This window comes from Fictibacillus halophilus (assembly GCF_042680145.1).
Classification (GTDB): Bacteria; Bacillota; Bacilli; order Bacillales; family Fictibacillaceae; genus Fictibacillus; species Fictibacillus halophilus_A.
In genome coordinates this window covers 607829-624118 of sequence record NZ_JBHTNQ010000001.1, presented here as the reverse complement: position 1 = coordinate 624118, position 16290 = coordinate 607829, and the positions used below count along the sequence as shown (strand labels likewise).

At 36.8% G+C, this 16290-nt stretch carries 25 protein-coding genes and 1 pseudogene; 3 read left to right on the top strand and 23 right to left on the bottom strand.

The annotated features are described in order from the left end of the window. Positions 1 to 3: 3 nt before the first annotated feature. Positions 4 to 1209 (bottom strand): YHYH domain-containing protein, encoded by a 1206-nt coding sequence (locus tag ACFQ4X_RS03245; protein WP_379833127.1) that lies wholly within the window; start codon positions 1207 to 1209, stop codon positions 4 to 6. A 160-nt stretch (positions 1210 to 1369) separates the two neighbouring features. After that, the gene (locus ACFQ4X_RS03240; protein WP_379833126.1) at positions 1370 to 2194 is read right to left on the bottom strand and encodes an alpha/beta fold hydrolase; all 825 of its coding nucleotides are present in this window, start codon (positions 2192 to 2194) and stop codon (positions 1370 to 1372) included. Between the two features lie 114 nt (positions 2195 to 2308). Here ACFQ4X_RS03240 and ACFQ4X_RS03235 point away from each other — a divergent pair, with 114 nt between their 5' ends. Beyond that, positions 2309 to 2500, top strand: coding sequence for a hypothetical protein (locus ACFQ4X_RS03235; protein ID WP_379833125.1), 192 nt, complete (start codon positions 2309 to 2311; stop codon positions 2498 to 2500). A gap of 68 nt (positions 2501 to 2568) precedes the next feature. Here the strand turns inward: ACFQ4X_RS03235 and ACFQ4X_RS03230 are convergent, their stop codons facing one another. Together ACFQ4X_RS03230 and ACFQ4X_RS03225 are read right to left on the bottom strand one after the other, a co-directional pair. Then, the gene (locus tag ACFQ4X_RS03230) at positions 2569 to 2952 is read right to left on the bottom strand and encodes a hotdog domain-containing protein (RefSeq protein WP_379833124.1); all 384 of its coding nucleotides are present in this window, start codon (positions 2950 to 2952) and stop codon (positions 2569 to 2571) included. A gap of 32 nt (positions 2953 to 2984) precedes the next feature. After that, positions 2985 to 3230, bottom strand: a complete 246-nt coding sequence (locus ACFQ4X_RS03225) for a hypothetical protein (RefSeq protein ID WP_379837014.1) — start codon at positions 3228 to 3230, stop codon at positions 2985 to 2987. 129 nt (positions 3231 to 3359) lie between these two features. Between ACFQ4X_RS03225 and ACFQ4X_RS03220 the strand changes: the two genes are divergently transcribed. Then, positions 3360 to 3488 carry a hypothetical protein gene (locus ACFQ4X_RS03220; RefSeq protein ID WP_379833123.1) on the top strand — a complete coding sequence of 43 codons (129 nt, stop codon included), beginning with the start codon at positions 3360 to 3362 and terminating at the stop codon, positions 3486 to 3488. A 52-nt stretch (positions 3489 to 3540) separates the two neighbouring features. On the opposite strand, the gene ACFQ4X_RS03215 is transcribed toward ACFQ4X_RS03220, so the two are convergent. Then, a complete protein-coding gene (locus tag ACFQ4X_RS03215; RefSeq protein ID WP_379833122.1) occupies positions 3541 to 3684 on the bottom strand; it encodes a hypothetical protein in 144 nt (47 codons plus the stop codon). A gap of 179 nt (positions 3685 to 3863) precedes the next feature. On the opposite strand from ACFQ4X_RS03215, the gene ACFQ4X_RS03210 reads away from it, so the two are divergent. Next, a complete protein-coding gene (locus tag ACFQ4X_RS03210) occupies positions 3864 to 4856 on the top strand; it encodes a Gfo/Idh/MocA family protein (protein WP_379833121.1) in 993 nt (330 codons plus the stop codon). A 198-nt stretch (positions 4857 to 5054) separates the two neighbouring features. On the opposite strand, the gene ACFQ4X_RS03205 is transcribed toward ACFQ4X_RS03210, so the two are convergent. From ACFQ4X_RS03205 to ACFQ4X_RS03120, 18 genes and pseudogenes are all read right to left on the bottom strand, one after another. Then, positions 5055 to 5441 carry a GNAT family N-acetyltransferase gene (locus tag ACFQ4X_RS03205; RefSeq protein ID WP_379837012.1) on the bottom strand — a complete coding sequence of 129 codons (387 nt, stop codon included), beginning with the start codon at positions 5439 to 5441 and terminating at the stop codon, positions 5055 to 5057. 198 nt (positions 5442 to 5639) lie between these two features. Beyond that, complete coding sequence (locus ACFQ4X_RS03200) at positions 5640 to 5930, bottom strand: hypothetical protein (RefSeq protein WP_379833120.1); 291 nt, start codon at positions 5928 to 5930, stop codon at positions 5640 to 5642. A 169-nt stretch (positions 5931 to 6099) separates the two neighbouring features. Then, positions 6100 to 6444, bottom strand: a complete 345-nt coding sequence (locus tag ACFQ4X_RS03195) for a n-acetylglutamate synthase (RefSeq protein ID WP_379833119.1) — start codon at positions 6442 to 6444, stop codon at positions 6100 to 6102. A gap of 164 nt (positions 6445 to 6608) precedes the next feature. Continuing rightward, complete coding sequence (locus tag ACFQ4X_RS03190) at positions 6609 to 7553, bottom strand: NAD-dependent epimerase/dehydratase family protein (RefSeq protein ID WP_379833118.1); 945 nt, start codon at positions 7551 to 7553, stop codon at positions 6609 to 6611. Between the two features lie 55 nt (positions 7554 to 7608). Then, a complete protein-coding gene (locus ACFQ4X_RS03185; protein ID WP_379833117.1) occupies positions 7609 to 8181 on the bottom strand; it encodes a TetR/AcrR family transcriptional regulator in 573 nt (190 codons plus the stop codon). Between the two features lie 146 nt (positions 8182 to 8327). Next, a pseudogene (locus ACFQ4X_RS03180) lies at positions 8328 to 8711 on the bottom strand (DUF4181 domain-containing protein). 93 nt (positions 8712 to 8804) lie between these two features. Next, complete coding sequence (locus ACFQ4X_RS03175) at positions 8805 to 9371, bottom strand: AAA family ATPase (protein ID WP_379833116.1); 567 nt, start codon at positions 9369 to 9371, stop codon at positions 8805 to 8807. A gap of 17 nt (positions 9372 to 9388) precedes the next feature. After that, positions 9389 to 9838, bottom strand: a complete 450-nt coding sequence (locus ACFQ4X_RS03170; protein WP_379833115.1) for a hypothetical protein — start codon at positions 9836 to 9838, stop codon at positions 9389 to 9391. Between the two features lie 65 nt (positions 9839 to 9903). Continuing rightward, positions 9904 to 10260 (bottom strand): YunG family protein, encoded by a 357-nt coding sequence (locus ACFQ4X_RS03165; RefSeq protein ID WP_379837010.1) that lies wholly within the window; start codon positions 10258 to 10260, stop codon positions 9904 to 9906. Between the two features lie 96 nt (positions 10261 to 10356). Continuing rightward, entirely contained in the window at positions 10357 to 10809 is a 453-nt protein-coding gene (locus ACFQ4X_RS03160; protein WP_379833114.1) for a hypothetical protein, read from the bottom strand. A gap of 256 nt (positions 10810 to 11065) precedes the next feature. Further along, positions 11066 to 11659 (bottom strand): GNAT family N-acetyltransferase, encoded by a 594-nt coding sequence (locus ACFQ4X_RS03155; protein ID WP_379833113.1) that lies wholly within the window; start codon positions 11657 to 11659, stop codon positions 11066 to 11068. 72 nt (positions 11660 to 11731) lie between these two features. Next, positions 11732 to 12376 carry an HAD family hydrolase gene (locus ACFQ4X_RS03150; protein ID WP_379833112.1) on the bottom strand — a complete coding sequence of 215 codons (645 nt, stop codon included), beginning with the start codon at positions 12374 to 12376 and terminating at the stop codon, positions 11732 to 11734. 33 nt (positions 12377 to 12409) lie between these two features. Next, positions 12410 to 12721, bottom strand: coding sequence for a hypothetical protein (locus ACFQ4X_RS03145; protein WP_379833111.1), 312 nt, complete (start codon positions 12719 to 12721; stop codon positions 12410 to 12412). A 9-nt stretch (positions 12722 to 12730) separates the two neighbouring features. Further along, positions 12731 to 13216: an NUDIX hydrolase gene (locus ACFQ4X_RS03140; RefSeq protein ID WP_379833110.1), complete on the bottom strand. Its 486-nt coding sequence runs from the start codon at positions 13214 to 13216 to the stop codon at positions 12731 to 12733. Between the two features lie 108 nt (positions 13217 to 13324). Continuing rightward, a complete protein-coding gene (locus ACFQ4X_RS03135) occupies positions 13325 to 13912 on the bottom strand; it encodes a GNAT family N-acetyltransferase (protein WP_379833109.1) in 588 nt (195 codons plus the stop codon). A 39-nt stretch (positions 13913 to 13951) separates the two neighbouring features. Next, positions 13952 to 14707, bottom strand: a complete 756-nt coding sequence (locus tag ACFQ4X_RS03130) for a hypothetical protein (protein WP_379833108.1) — start codon at positions 14705 to 14707, stop codon at positions 13952 to 13954. Positions 14708 to 14789: 82 nt separating this feature from the next. Further along, positions 14790 to 15149, bottom strand: a complete 360-nt coding sequence (locus ACFQ4X_RS03125) for a VOC family protein (RefSeq protein WP_379833107.1) — start codon at positions 15147 to 15149, stop codon at positions 14790 to 14792. A 153-nt stretch (positions 15150 to 15302) separates the two neighbouring features. Then, positions 15303 to 16097, bottom strand: coding sequence for a DUF2935 domain-containing protein (locus ACFQ4X_RS03120; RefSeq protein WP_379833106.1), 795 nt, complete (start codon positions 16095 to 16097; stop codon positions 15303 to 15305). Positions 16098 to 16290: the final 193 nt, after the last annotated feature.

Genomic DNA, 16290 nt, shown 5'->3' with positions numbered 1-16290 from the left:
TCCTTAAGCTACCATTTTACGAGCCACATAGAATCGTCTTCCTAACCAAGCAGCTATTCCTAAACCAAAAATCATTGTGTTTGCTTCATCAGCATCCTCTGCAGCTTGTTCTCCTAATCCATAGTGATGTTTAAACACCGTTTCTGCTTTCAGGTATTTTTGAGGGACTTCATACTTTTCTTCATTTAGACCCATCTCGTATGCTACTTTTTCTATTTTTCCGACTTCTTTATTGGATTCAAATCCTTCTTTATACCACTTAATATACTTTTCTTTTTCTAGAGCAGGCTTTTTATAAGAAATCATTGTAAATGCAGCATTATAGCCCATTTTTAAATACTTTTCTTTTAATTTCTTTTGGCCTTCCTCATATCCAGAAAGATATGCGCTTATTAAAGTTTGACTTGCATTTTCAGGAGTATTCTTAATATCTTTCGTTCCATCTTCAAGCCCTTTTTCTTGAAAACTAGCAATCTGTGCTTCTTCTTTTTCTTTTAAAGCTAGGTTAAAACCATTTTCGTATTCTTGTTTTAAAAGTGCGTTACCTTGATACTTTGCAGGCAGGACTAACTTATCTTGCTTCTTACCTGCTTCATATCCTTCTTTCTCAACAGCTTTTTTCTGCTCTTCAAACTTTTGCATTCCTTCAGTATACCCTTTAGAATAACCCGTGCTATAGCCAGATTGGTAAGCTGCTGAACCAGTAGAAGAATCGTTTTCCTCTGCACCTTTCATTCCATCAGCCAATCCTTTTTGATAGCCTACTTTTTCCCCTTTTGCTGAATCTTGCTGCTCAATCTGTTTTGGACTACCGTTAATTGTTGCCGTATCATATCCACTTGGAACTTCACATGGAATACCATCATCTACAACATTACCAAATCCATCTAATCTCTCCGGATCATTTGTCGCAGAATAACCTTTTGCATTCCAATAAGCTACTACTTCATCATAGTTAGCAAAATCTGAACAATCTTTAGCACTTCGAGTTGCTGGAGCAGGTTTAGGTGAGGGTGCCGGAGCTGGAGTTGAACCACCACTAGATCCTCCCCCATTATGATAATGATACCCCGTACATAATCCTTTTGCCTGAGACTTCGCTGAACAGTTATGTCCCCCGCTACCGTCAGTTCTTCCAGAGTGAGCAAACCCTTGATGAGGCAGTACTAAAATAAACAAAGCAATTAACACAAGTAAATATTTCTCCAATTTTCATTTCTCCCTTTTTAATACATTAGCATTCATTTCCAAAATTAATAATAATTCCTTTTGGAAGGTATTTCAAGAAAATATTTTAGTTAAAATATTCCTTTTTTCTATGCAAAAAGCCACCCTATTAAAGGTGACTTTCTCATTCCATACTTAAATTTTATATTCCAGTACTATAATTATACACACGATTCAACCACTCACTAATATGTACATTTAACAAATCTGCTTGCTCAATCTGCAAATTATGCCCCGCAGTATCTAGTATAGAAAACGTAGCTCTTGGATATTTATCAAGTATTTCGTATACATCTTGATATCCTGTAATGTGATCTTGCTTCCCCGCCAGAAACACACTTGGTTTCGGAAACACTTCTTGGTCGATTTTGAACGTGAATCCATAAGCTTGTGAGATTTTTTCTAAGAATGCTTGATCTGCTATCTTCATTCCGGCTACGACTTCTTCGTTATACCTTTTCCACGTGTATTCATTTAACTTCACGTGAATCCCTTTGAAGTCTTCTCTTTCTTCTTCTGTTAAGGTAGCGAGGAATTCCTCATCGATCTCTATGTTGGCATGCTCCGGTAGTGTTCTCTCGTTTTTATCAGGTATGATCATCGGACAGATAAACGCTGCACCCATTACTCGCTCAGGCATTTTCGCGATAACTCCCCTTGTGATGTAGCCGCCATAAGACTCTCCTGCAATCAAGAATGACTGGTTGGGCAATATCGTTTCAATGAACTGAACAACCGCCTCCAGCATCTCATCAGAGTTCTGAATAGATTCATAGTCTTTGGTCTGCCCCATTCCTGGCAGGTCGATATAGATGCGTCTGTATCCATACCTCACTTGAAAGATCGGTTCCATACAGCCTTTCATCAGACGATGATCAGGTGAGAATCCGTGGATCATGAGGATCGGTGTTCCAGATCCGATTTCTTCATAATAGATATCCGCTTTCTCTACTTTACAATAAGACATGGTTTACCACTCCTTTTTGCTTCGGTTACTCCATTCTTTAAAACCAATATTGAATCCTGCTCTTTTATGAATTGTGGTACTATAAAACAAACATAGCAATGAGGAGCGTTAACGGTGAAAGACTATTTTATCCGATTCATATTTAGCATTATGACGATGATCATCATTTATGGGATCTTCTACGTGTTTGGTTTGCACGACAAAACCTGGGCACCTTTTATTATCTTGCCTTTAGGCATCGCCGGAGGTCATGGTTCTATTTATTTTTATAAGATTATTCAGGAACAAAGAAACCAAATCAAATGAGCATACAGCACCGCGTTTGCGGTGTTTTTGTATATAAAAAACAGCTCAAATGTCATAAACCTGAGCTGCTAACTTGATAGGATGACTCCTGCAAAGCTTCCTCTTAATACATGTTTCTCATTTTGATTCGTGCAAAGGAAAGTGGCCATGATCGATGTTCGATTGTTATCTCTCGGTTCTAACTTTTCGATTCGCACTTCACATAAGATTGTATCTCCAGTAAAAACTGGTCTCAAAAACTCGAAGTTCATCGTACGAGCGAGCACATTGTTTTCTCCGCCAATTTTTGTTGGCAATGTAGCCGTCAACAACCCCTGGATAACAAGTCTCCCCTGTTCATCAGGGTGTATATGGTGATCTCCCTCATCCCAAGAGAGTTTTGTAAACATCTCAACATCTTCTTTTGTAAACATCCGTTCAAAAGTAATGATATTCCCAACTTTTAGTTTCACCCTGGACTCCCCTTTGGATTAAACATTAGTCCTTAACCACCAATTCCTTTTGCGAGCAATAAGAGAAAAGCAAAGGTCAAGACTGCTCCATTTAGTAGTACACCAAATATACCTGATAGCCACTTTTTCGATAGTACCGCTAGTACAACTCCGATTAATGAAAGTGAACCTAGAACGATAATACCTGTCGATAGATCCGCATTCGGTCCTCTCAATAGAAAAAATGAAACAACACTAGCGATAACCATGAGAAACGAAAAGACACCTAGTTTATTCATTTTTATCTTTCCCTTCAATCTCTTTAAATTATCTGTACTGTTATCATGATATTTTTCAAAAACTTCTCCTGTTGAAAGTAAATTCATTTACAATTACCATAACATAACAAATAAGCCAGGAGGAACAAATTGGAATTAACACACTGCCAGTCAATTTTGTTTCTGGCCTCGTCTGAAAAAACAGGTTCCATCATTCCAAGCAATATCATTCATGGAATCGTGAACAGGATCAGGATAACACTGTCAGTAAGCAGCTAGAATAGGAAAAGAGCCAGATCACGAATGATCTAAGCTCTTTTTTGTATGTCTTCTATTTCGGATTCAATGACGTAAGTTCGAATTCTGGCTTTTGCTTGTCTTGCTCAGAAATTGGTTTTTCACTTAGGACGTAGCTTGGTACTGGCAAATCTAAAGGCTTCGTAGTTAGCTGTTCATGGTTAGTGATTGTAAGCATAACTCATCCCTCCTTACCAGGTTTTACTTTCACTATACCCGGAATTATTATAGTATGAAACTTTTTTTGACAAAAACAGTCAATTGGTCCCAATGATTTGTCTTTAATATGACGAAAGGAGTAGAATACATAATATGAAAACGGTATGGCTTTTGCCTACCTTATTTTGAAGGGAATGAATGGTATTGAAATTTGGTGTCATCGGAACAAACTGGATTACTGAAAGTTTTATTACAGCAGCCAAAGAAGTTGAGGGTTTTAGGTTATCAGCGGTCTACTCCCGTACGGAACAGAAAGCGAAGGAATTTGCGGATAGGAATGGTGCTGAACATACGTTTACTGATGTAGAAGAAATGGCAGCGAGCGATGTGATCGACGCGGTTTACATTGCCAGCCCTAACTCGTTTCATGCTGAACAAGCCATCACGTTGATGAACCACGGCAAACATGTCATTTGTGAAAAGCCAATCGCTTCGAACGTGAAGGAACTCGAGAGCATGATTGCGGCTGCAAAAGAAAATAAGGTCCTATTGATGGAAGCGATGCGGTCTACGGTAACGCCGAACTTTAAGAGCGTTCAGGAGAACTTACATAAGATCGGCCCTGTCCGCCGTTATTTTGCGAGCTCGTGTCAGTACTCTTCCCGCTATGACAAGTACAAAGAAGGAACGGTGCTGAACGCGTTCAATCCTAAGTTTTCAAACGGATCGATGATGGACATCGGCATCTACTGTTTGTACCCGATGGTCGTTCTTTTCGGAAAGCCTGATTCCGTAAAAGCGAACGGATTTCTGTTGGAGTCTGGAGTGGACGGTGAAGGCAGCATCCTCTTGAACTATGGAGAAAAAGACGCAGTCGTCATGTACTCGAAGATCTCGAACTCGTACGTTCCGTCAGAGATTCAAGGCGAGAACGGAAGTATCCTGATCGACCACATCCAGGATATGTCGAAGATTGAGATCCGGTATAAAGACGGTTCGACTGAGGATATCACGGTAGAGCAAGACAAGCCGAAGATGTATTATGAAGCAAAAGAATTCATGGACCTTGTGAAAAAAGGTGAGCTGGAGTCGAAGGTGAATTCGCATGCGAACTCACTCGCTGTGATGGAGATCATGGATGAGGCTCGGAAGCAGATTGGACTCGTATTCCCTGCGGATTCCCGCAATTAATTATAAAACATTATACAAAGTGCTTAGCCGACCATTTATTTGTCTGGTCGGTTTTTTTATACCCTTTTCCATGAAACCCGTTAGCCAAAGTGAAGCAATTACAATAGCAAAAAATATGTTTTTCACTTTCAAAACATAACCTCTTTTTCTTAATCTGGCTTTATCTACACTAAAGAATTAATATTTATTACTCGCACATTATTTTGCTATCCATTCATATTGAATGTCTGGCAAATTTTCTTCATTTTCATGCCCTCTACCAATGATCTTAAAGCCATTTAACTCATAAAAGCGTTGGGCTTTTTTATTTATCTCGAATGTGTATAATGTTAATCTTCCTGAAGATTGTTCTTTCGCTTTTCTAAGGAAACTTTTCCCTATACCTTTACCTTGATAATCGTTATGAATATAGAGTTGGCTAATTTCCGATTCGTTATAGGCAATTATTCCGACCACGTTTTCATCCCATAAGGCTATATCAACTTGATATTCTTTATGTAAAATATGATTCAAAAAGTATAAATGGCTTTCAAAACTATGAACCTCTTTTTGACCAATCGCCTTGTACTTACTTTCTCTCCACATTTCAACTGTTTGTTCAGCATACTTAGATTCATAGGGAATAATAATAATTTTATGATCCAACCGAACACATCCTTTCGTCAGATTGGTATGGTTACCTTTCATATACTCCTCTTTAAGGTCTATAATGAAATAAAAATAGGTATCTATTAATCTTTTTTTTTGGTGGTGTGAAGAAAACTCAATACTATTTCCTAGTAACTATGAGATTATATTTCTATTCTCATTCTTTACGAAAAGAAAGGATATAAAGTACGTAAGAATAGCTGTTAATATACCTGTTCCAAACAGGATGCTTCCGATAATGACAAAGTTATTTTTATATGTGTCAACAACTCGATTATACTGATCAGTATCAGCAACGCCAGCTTGATCATGAAGCCAAGAATCGCCCATAGAAGTCCCAAAATAGTTACTTGAAAACATCAGAACTAATCCCGCTATCGCTAACAGAGATGAAATAATACTTAATTCTTTGATCTTATTATCCAACGATATCCCTCCAACGAGATTCTTTTTTACCAATCCTTTTTCTAAGTTATTCGTTTAAACATACTTTATATTCGTTAACATTCCCTTTAATTCAATAAAAAAGAGCACTTCTCCTTCTTGAAGAAATGCTCCGCTTTCACGTTTGCTTCTATTACCTTTTGTAACAGTGTTATTTTTTAACTTCTTCAATAATGGAATGTCCCTCAGTAGCTTCTGAATCAAGCCATTTCCAATTCTCGTACAGCCTGATTCGCCCGTCTGGTAAGATTTCAGGAGTAGAAATACATTGTCCGCCTCTTATTTCATTTTTGGTATTCACGTGGTTATACCTAAACTCTAAATAGCCGTTTTCCTTTACGATCCCAACCAATGTTCCTTTTATAATTTCCCCACCACTATAAGTTGCTGTGATGATCTGACCCTCTTGTTCATATGCAAAAAAGGTCTTTGAAGAAACTTCTCCATTGTCTGTATTTTCTACTGAGACAAAGCTGCGACCATTATAATCTATCATCTCGTTGCTCCTCTCCGAATTTATTTTTACAATCATATCATTTTTTCTTGAGAAGACCATTTATTTGTCCATCATTATAAACAATCACCTTACTTCAATAAAAGAACACTTCTCCTTCTTGAAGAAATGCTCATATTGTTAGGAGATATACTAACAAAAGAAAATCATTGGGATACTTCACTTCGTTTCATATGATCAATCGTATGTTTAAGACCTTCTGAATATGGCGTACGTGGAACTGGTCCGATCAACTTTTCATATTTTTCACCGTTTAATACAACCGGATCTTCATTTAAATAAAACATTTCAACCGCTTCTCTCATCTGATGATTAAACAAGCCTAAAAGCCTGATCATATTCTTCGTAACGGTTGATACACCCTTTTGAAACCCAGTAATTTCTCGGCTTATTTGAATCAGTTCTTTACCGGAAACAACCCCGTATCCCGGTATATTCCATGTTTCGCCATATGCTTGTTCACGAAGCGACAAATTAACAATTGCTTTTGCTCCATCTGGCGTATAAATGAATTCTCTAGCTATATTTTGATTTCCAACAAAACTGGCTTTTTTGTCTTCCACGATGTTACTTAGTGTGTAATTCAAGAGTGTGTTTTCTGCATATGGTCCGTAAAAGTCTGGAAAGTGCGCAATCAATGCAGCAACGTTCGATTGCATGACCATGTTTTCTAGATCAAGCCGAATCCTTCCTTTCTTTGTATTTGGATTTTTCACCATAGTTTCCCGAACCTCTTTCCCCCTACTACGTCCATACGCATAAATGTTATCTACAATAGCAAGCTTTGCATCATGCTTCTCAGCGGTTTGAAGGATATTAGACATCATAATCGGAAGTTTCACTTCCCACTCACTATATGGAAGGTTTGCTGACTGAAAAATAATGTCTGTGTCTTTTGCTGCATGCTCTAAATCCACTAAACGAAATATATCGCCTGAACAGATAGTGACATTCGGATCGTTATGAAAAAGTTTCTCTAATTTCACGCGATTGCGGGCAAATGTATTCACCTGTATTCCCCTGCGTGATAATTCCTTTACAATCGAATACCCCATTCCTCCTGATGCCCCAATAACTAAAGCTCTTTTCATTTTCATTTCCTCCTTTTTATTAACCATTGGTCAATTATTGATAAAAATAAAAAGATTAATCTACTAATCTTTTCATTAAAAACTCTGCGTGTACCTCAGCAAAACCCTTTACTTCATCATAGTTCACAACATGACGGCAATAATGAGTGACAAAACCATGCAATGATAAAAAAAGACTAAATATCTCTTGAAGTGTAATTGGCTTATCACATAAATCAAAAATACTGTGAGCAAATTTCTCATAGCTTTTATTTGGGCTCTGATTGATAAAATTTCGAACTTCTTCATCTTTGATTAAAAACATGATTTCATAATGGTTTTGATGTGTAAGACCAAATTCAATGAAAGCCAAAATAATGTTTTTCAGTTTACTCTTGTTGTCTACCTTCTGTTCTAACACATCATCCAGGATCTGATTCAACATAGCAAAGTGATCTTCAACTAAGGCATAAAACAACTCCGCCTTATTTTTAAAATGGTAGTAAAGTGCACCATGACTATACTCTAATTCTTTTGCTATTTGTCTCATGGATACATGCTGATAGCCATTTTTAACAAATAGATCTCTTGCAGCGTTCATAATCATTTGTCGTGTAAGTTCTTGTCTAACCTTTTTCCTTGGTGACATAGCTTCTTCTCCTTATTGACCACTGTTCAATTATTATATTATCCCTTCACTCACAAACTGTCAAATAAATGAAATTCAGTGTCGGCATTAAAAAAGTGCACACTCCTTTTAAAGAAATGTACACCTATTGTTTGTAAAAAAATAATTCAACTGTAACCACTAATCAACCCAAAAAAGTTAGTCGTAAATGTTAAAAGTAACAACGTGGATATAAACACTAATCGAACAATCGTGAACTTATAATCATTTCTATTCTCAGCATATTTCCGCTCCATCAAAGCTCTTGCAGCTTCCGTAACGATGATAAAAATAAATAGAACCACGTATGTTTCCAAAAATCAGATTTTCTCTAAACCTTTTTGAATACGTATTATGTTAATAATCGCACTGATAATCAGTATGACAAGGAACGTAATTCTGATGATCCTGTCTATTTTTTTGTGGTTATTATGTACATGGTTATCTGAAAAGAACTTCTTCTTTTCAACATTAAGCCACTTTCTCGTTAGTTTATTAAATATGTATATCAATAGGCCATATAATGCAATGAGCAGGAATACTTTCAACCAAAAATGTTCCAACACTGTTTCCTCCTTTATTTAACATCCGAGCAGGTCTCATTATCAAATACCAACATGTTGTGCCAAGTTAACAATTATTTCAATAACAGATCGAATATCATCAGAGTTTTTGATTACAAATAAATGATTCGCTTCTCCTTCTACCGGGGCTAAAATGTCTCCTTTGTTTGTCTCATTCTCTTGTCGAGTCAGAACTTCCTCAAACGTTGAAGCGACCCGTAATACATTTTTACTTCGATTGCTCTTTGCAATTCTCTCTTCAAGAACATGAGTTGGAATTTCAAAGTTTACTAGTATACTTGTAAATCCTTTTTCATGGTAATAAGCTAGCTGGTCCAACCTGCTTTTACGACTTCTGTGGGAGTTACAACGAATGATATGGCAATTCGTTTCATTAACTGCATAATCCACAATCGTTTTTGTGATCGCATACTTGATTACATTCGGTCCTTGCTTCGGTAACAATGTTTGGTAATAAGAATGCAAGAATTCAGCATGGTTATCTTGATCGATCACAACTGAGTTATGTAGTTCTTTTTCTAATGCCTTTGCAAAAGTAGTTTTTCCACTATGTGTCTTGCCGACTGTCATGATTACTAGTCTATTCATAAATGAGCCTTTTTCCTTTATCTTTTTATTTTCTTCAACACGAATATAATTAGAAAAATTGTAATGGTAGACAGGATTAAAAGTGTTGCAGTCATGTCTGGACTTTTATCTTCTGAAGAGTCTTCGTTTCCAAACGTATACTCTTTCTCTCTTACAGCCTTTTTATATTTTCCGCTGCCGTCTTCCACCGCAATGGCTTCATCTGTACTAACATTCTTAATAGAGTAATACTTGGTTCCTTTCTCATAAACATTTGAAAAGTTGCCAGACTGCTGGTACATATCTGAATATCTCGTAACTCGCCCGATCTCTTTATCTACCTCTGTAACATACTCATCATTGACGATATAAATGTAACCATCCCAAACGACAAACGGATAGGCCCAGGAAGTTGCAAATGATTTAAATGGAACGACCAATGCACAAAACATACCAATAAATAACAAAAAAGAGAGTTTGTGTTTCATAGTAATCCCTCCTGAGAAAAATCTAACTTTAAATGAGGTAATGCACCCAATTCATAAACATCAGTTTATGTGGATAATTTACTCAGCTGTACCTCAACACTATTTTTGAGATAGTTATACTGATTAAGGTTTGTGTCCATGAATGCCTCTTCTCTGTTTGATGGGATGTCCTCATAATTTATGCTTTCACTGAATTGAGATTCTGTAAAATCATAGCGTTTATGATCAATAACATTATAAAAATGCCACCCCTCAGCTAACCGAGTTTTGTGAATTTCCCCACCTAAAGTATCATGAATAACTAAAGATGTTACTCCGCATTGTCCTTTCGCTGGATTTTCCAAACTCCATTTGGAACTTGATTCTAATGACCACGCATTATTTAAAGCATTCAATAGCTGTACTTTGGTAACGGTTGAAATTGTACCGATCGTTTTATCATTTAGTTTAAGGAGATGAACTACATTTCTTTTCTTCACATTACCCCTCCAAAAGATCACAGTATATTAACCCAGCTATTATTCACCCAAATGATTTTCGATTGTATTTTTCAAATCTTTACTTTCAATGTAATAAACATATATGCCATCTTTGAAACTACTTCCCGAAGCAATGACTTTAAATGTATTTTCTCCTTTGTACCCAATATAGAAATTGTTTCCCGATGATTTTTCATCAACATTAATATAAGAAGCTGAGATTTTTTCTTCTAAGTTTCCATCCGTTAAAATAGGTTCCTTGTTCTCTTTTTCTTCTGAGAGAAATTTTGCATTATTATATTCCTCTTCTAGTTTTTTTAATAAGTTTTTGTTTTTCATAAGACGAATGTCTTTTACTAAATTTCCGTTCACATGTATTTTAAGAGTTCCAAAAGTAATGTTGTCTATATCGATCTTTTTAATCCCTTTGTCTGAACAAGCTGTATTTATAACTAGTAGTGTAATAATGAAAAAGAATAAAAGTTTCCTCAATCCCATCCCTCACCTATTTCTATCTGAATTTCTCAACAAAAAATGTAAACCTGCAAAAAACAAACCATAAAAGGTAACTTTAATGATAGACATTTGCTCCATCAGAGGTGTATCGGTTGATCGGTTTGAAATAAAGACAGACCACCAACTTGGTTCGGGGTATTGATGTGATAGGATGATCCAGAAACAAAAAAATAGAAACACAAAAATCCAATAAAGCTTCATAATATCCCTATCTTTCTGACAGATTTATTTTTCAGCAAACTCTATAGGATTGGGATAAATGTTGATGCTTCAAATAATCTTCTTGAAGAATGCCATACACCGCACAATCCTTATATTCATTCTTGCTATTGCAGATCATATGTCTGATTACTCCCTCTTGTTCCATCCCAACCTTCCTCATAATTCTGCCTGAAGCTGGGTTATCGGTGTTATGAGCTGCTGATATCTTATGAATATTCATCGTCCTGAAACCAAATGCCACAACCGCTCTCAAGGCTTCGGTTCCATAGCCTTTGTTCCACCATTTGTATCCGAGTGAGTAGCTTACCTCACAGTTCTCAGTGGCACTGTCAAAATCATATAGATCAATCTCTCCAATAAGTTCACCGGTCTCTTTCAGCTCAATAGCCCAGTAACAAAACTCCTTACTTTCATATTGGGTTGCGATTTTAGATACTCTCTCTATTGTTTCCGAAATGGATTTGTGTGCAGGGTTGATGCGATTGTCAGCGACTCGTTCATCTGACAGCCAATGGTCAAAAGCACTTTGAACATCCGTCATTTCAAACTTTCTTAGGATTAAACGTTCTGTTTCTATTTTCGGGGTTCCTGTAAAATCGATCATTTTCACCTTCTAAAATTTCTTTTTTACATTATTTTACTCTAAAAGTTCAATTAAAAGGTGCACTTCTCCTTCTTAGAGAACTGCACCACTTTCTTCAGATAAATAAAGTTTTACGAGATCATCGAATGTATTGATAGACTCGTCATAATCATTTACCTGTCCAAATCCATATTTGGCATAAACAAAAGGAACTCCAGCGTATTTCGCTGCTTTTAAATCTCCTTCTGTATCCCCTACATATATAGGATCAGATAGGTTATTTCTTTGGATAATCAGTTTAATATTCTCTCCTTTTGAAAGTCCGGTTCTTCCTGGATTCTCATAATCTAGGAAATACTTTTCCAACTTATGAAACTCATAAAAGGATTCGATGTAGCCATCCTGACAGTTACTTACGATATAAAGCTTGTATTTTTCTGAAAGCTTTTTCAGTACATCCTCTACATGGGGATAAAGATTACCACCTTGTTTCTTTAAATATCCCTGCTCGGTATCACAGCACTCTTTAATGACTTGTGCACGGATCTCCTCATTTAAATCAGGAAATAACTTTACACTGATCTCATGCATTTGTAATCCCATAGTACTTTCAAAATCAGTCCGTGTTAGTTCTCGCTTAATTTGTTCGTGTTCTTTGATACGGCTATTCCACGCATTCAGAACGGTATCGATCGGATCCCAAATGGTCCCATCTAGATCAAAAATGATGCTATCCATATACTTTTTCACCTCTTTCTGCTAATTCACAACTCAAGGTCCTGTACCCGCTGAAACTACCTCATATCCTTTATCGTTTTTCTTCACATAAAATATGGTTGGTGTCATTCCTGTTGCACTATCGAAATCGTGCCAGGTTACGTCGAACCTTTCACCATATTCGGGATCATTGCCATTCTCTTCTATGTACGCTATAAAACTCTGATAGGGATGTCCTCTCTTTACTAGATCTGCCCGAATGGCTGATTTCTGACTGTCGCTGTCATGAAAGGATGGTGCCAGCAGCGGAGGAAAGATAAATAAACTTAGAATGATGAATAATACAAGAAATATCTTTCTATTCACTCAAACTACCTAAACGGTCCTTTCCAGTTTCAATTTAAATTCCGGTTTTGTCACATAGTCCTTGTAGTGAATGCTTCCATTTTTTTTTAAGAAATCTTTTAATCTCGTTCGGATCGCTTCGTCTTTTACGAAATCTAATACCTGGTCTATTGGCACCCAGCGGCTTTCAGTGGTTTCGCCTTCTTGTATATTCAATTCTCCTCCGATTGGTTTGCAGACGAAGTCAAACATCACCTTTGTTGGAATGTTCGTAACCCCGTCGTACCCTATGTATTCACATGTGTTGGAATAGACTCCTGATAGATGTGAAACCTCAATGTCGATCCCGCTTTCTTCCTTCGTTTCTCTGATGACTGCATCCATAAGGCTTTCCCCGTTTTCCACCTGCCCGCCTGGGAACACCCAGCCTTCATGATGTGTTTTAACCAATAAAATATTTCCATGATCATCTTCTACCCATGCGCCTACTGCTACGATATGAGTTGGCATCGCCATAAATGTTACCTCCTATGATTCTCTGATTCTATAATCATCATAGAATGTATTTGAATTTATTTACATAACAGGAAGATGATAGTTACATGATAAAAAAACAGCACTTCATCAAGAAGGCTGTTTCGCGTGTTGCGTGTTCACTTGTTTATTCTTTGCCCATTCATCTGCTAAAAGGCCATAAATGATGTGGTCCACGTAATGGTCGTATAGCCATTCCGCTTGTCTGATCTTACCCTCTTCCGTAAATCCGAGTCTCTCAGGAATCGCCCGGCTTTTTCTATTACCTTCTGCAACTCTTATCTCAATTCGGTTAAGATTCAGTTCATTAAATCCATATTCGATAAACCCTTTACAAGCTTTTGTCATGATTCCGTTCCCTTGAAACTCTTTCCCTAACCAATAGCCCATAACCCCAATTTTGTGGAGTTTATTTATTTCGTTAAATCCAATAGTACCAGCAATTTTTCCTTGATATAAAATGGCCGCCGATTTTGGGTAACCACCAGTTTCAATAACACCTTTTAACGTTGCTTGAATAAACTCTCTCGTATCTTCTACTTTGTTTGTATAATCAAGCCAGCCTAACCATTCTTTAAGATAGTCTTTAGAATTCATGGTTAAATTGAAAAGCTCATCTGAATCATTAATATTTAACGATCTTAAAGCGATATTTTCATCAATTTTATATAAAAACATCGAAAGCCCCCTTTTTGTCTAATGTTACCATATGCTTGTTTACTTCGAATACTTCTTTAAAGCATCATATAAAAAGTCTTTATTGTAATTGGATTTTTGATGGATCACGTTAACCCAATGCTCAATAGAATCCGTTTGTTCCTCTTGATGCAATCCATCATTCGTACTGAGAAAGCTCTCCCAGTTATAAAATTCCCAGTGAGCCACTTCAGATTTATAAGGAATTCTGCACTCAAATAGAGGAATTGGATGGATATGATTTTGCGAAAACTCTGCAGCCTGCATAAAATCATTCATATCAATGGGCTCTAGATTGAACGTTTGAGTGGACTTTTTCCCGTTTGGCCGATGGTAAAGGATTTCGATAAAGCCGTTATTCTCGGGTTGCACCTGTATCTTTGCCCCCGGAAAAAAGCCACTCAGTTTCTCGTTCGTGTAATCTTCAGTACTTGTATCCACCAATATCGGAGTTAACCACTGGTCTCCAAGGTCACATATATACCGTCTGCCATTTTCGTCTAGAGCAATAACAGCCACATGTGCCTTTTCCGTATTAAACTTTGAACCGATCGGATAGGCTTTTATCCCATCTTTTTTGAATTCATCCAGCAGCCAAAGGGCCAGATCAAAACAATTACCCGTAATACCGTATTGCTCTCGATGCTCTTTCATCTGGGAAACATCTCTTTGTTTCTTTTGAGTTCCTTGGTCAAAATACCAAGCCTTCGTAAGTGTTTCCATCGGGAAACTATCAAACTTCTTCCATGTATGTAAAATGCTTTTTGTAGGAAACATGTTTTCCCCCTGATCTTCTCTTTATAAAAATCTATAGCAAATAAAAAAGCAAGAGTCATGGGACTCGAGCTTCATCCATTTTTTAATCAAACTGTAAGTATTCTAAAGTATTGCCGAATGGATCTCGGAAACTGATATATTTTCCTGGCGGACATGGTGTTGGCTCTTCAATGATAAAGTTAACGTTATGTTCTTTTAAGTGGTTCACTGTTTGCTCGATGTCTTCTGTCTTAAGAGCTAATACAACTCCAGAAGAATGATTGACTGCATTAAACGCATGGTTTTCTTTTTCCTCTAGAACGATCGGCAGGTCACCATGAACGAGAGTTACAATCTTGGAACTGTACTCTTTGTTGACTTCAAATCCTAGTACCGTTGTATAAAAGTGGATGGCATCCTTCATATTAGGTACGTAAATTCCAATAACACATACTTGAGTCATTTTTTTGCTCCTTTATTCCTTTATTTGTTAATTATCCTATTTACTTATTCTCTTAATTTAAATGATCCCCTTCTTCCATATATCTTTTATAAAAAAACAAACTCGGGTCTTAGTGACCCGAGCTTACTCTATATTATTAGTACATTATTCATATTAACGCTGGCTTGTATTTAGACTGGACTCAAATAAATCTATGATTTCTAAAAATCGTTCTGCTTCCCTAAAAGTATGATCTGCTAGAAGTGGATGGATATTGCTCTTGATTCGGCATGCTTCTATTAGCTCTCTTGCTGTCTTTTTAAAATCCCTTAAAGAGGTAACGGAAACTTTATTTTGGTCTAAAAATTGACTTAATAATGGTTTAGTTTCAGATTGCGGCCGCATCGAATCTAAGTCAATCGCTTGAAAAAGGAGTTGGTCAAAATCGTGGCTAAACTCTCTAGCTTGTTCAACTAACTTTCTCTCAGAAGGGTCTAATAGATGTCCGATAAACTTTGCATGATCCGCCATGATTCTTAAAAAGAATACATTTTCTTGAATCACTTCATTGGGTTTTGGGACTAATACCCCTTCATTTAGTTCTTTTAATCGATTGGCAAAGTAGGCGGCTTCCCTGCTAATATGGTCAACCAATAATGGAAAATTGTTAGTACGAATCACACAGCGCAACGTCAAATTTAATACCTTCCTTTTGTAGCTCCATATTGCAGCCGCCGCTTGATAGACCTCCGTGTTAAACGCTTTAACCTGATTTAGATCTGAGTTCACATTAAATCTGGATAACTTCTCCTCAATTCTTTCAAATACAGTGATGAATTGTCGTGCTTCATCGATTAATTGTTTTTGTTCATAAGTGAACCCCAAGCTTAGAAATAGAGCATGCTCCTTCATTATTCTAGACCAAAATTGTATTTCATCTAGAGACCTAGCCACTATCGGATTCGCCATTGTATCCCCTCACAGTCTTAATGCTGTTTCCCTTCTCATGTATATTATTGGTCTCCATTACAAATGCACAAAAAAACAAATTCGTTCATTGGTACTATTTACAAACTTTCTAACAGCGGACCAGCACCATTTTAAAAATGCCCGGATATAATAATTTTGTTTCGATCTAAGTTACCAAAAAGGAGCGCGATTC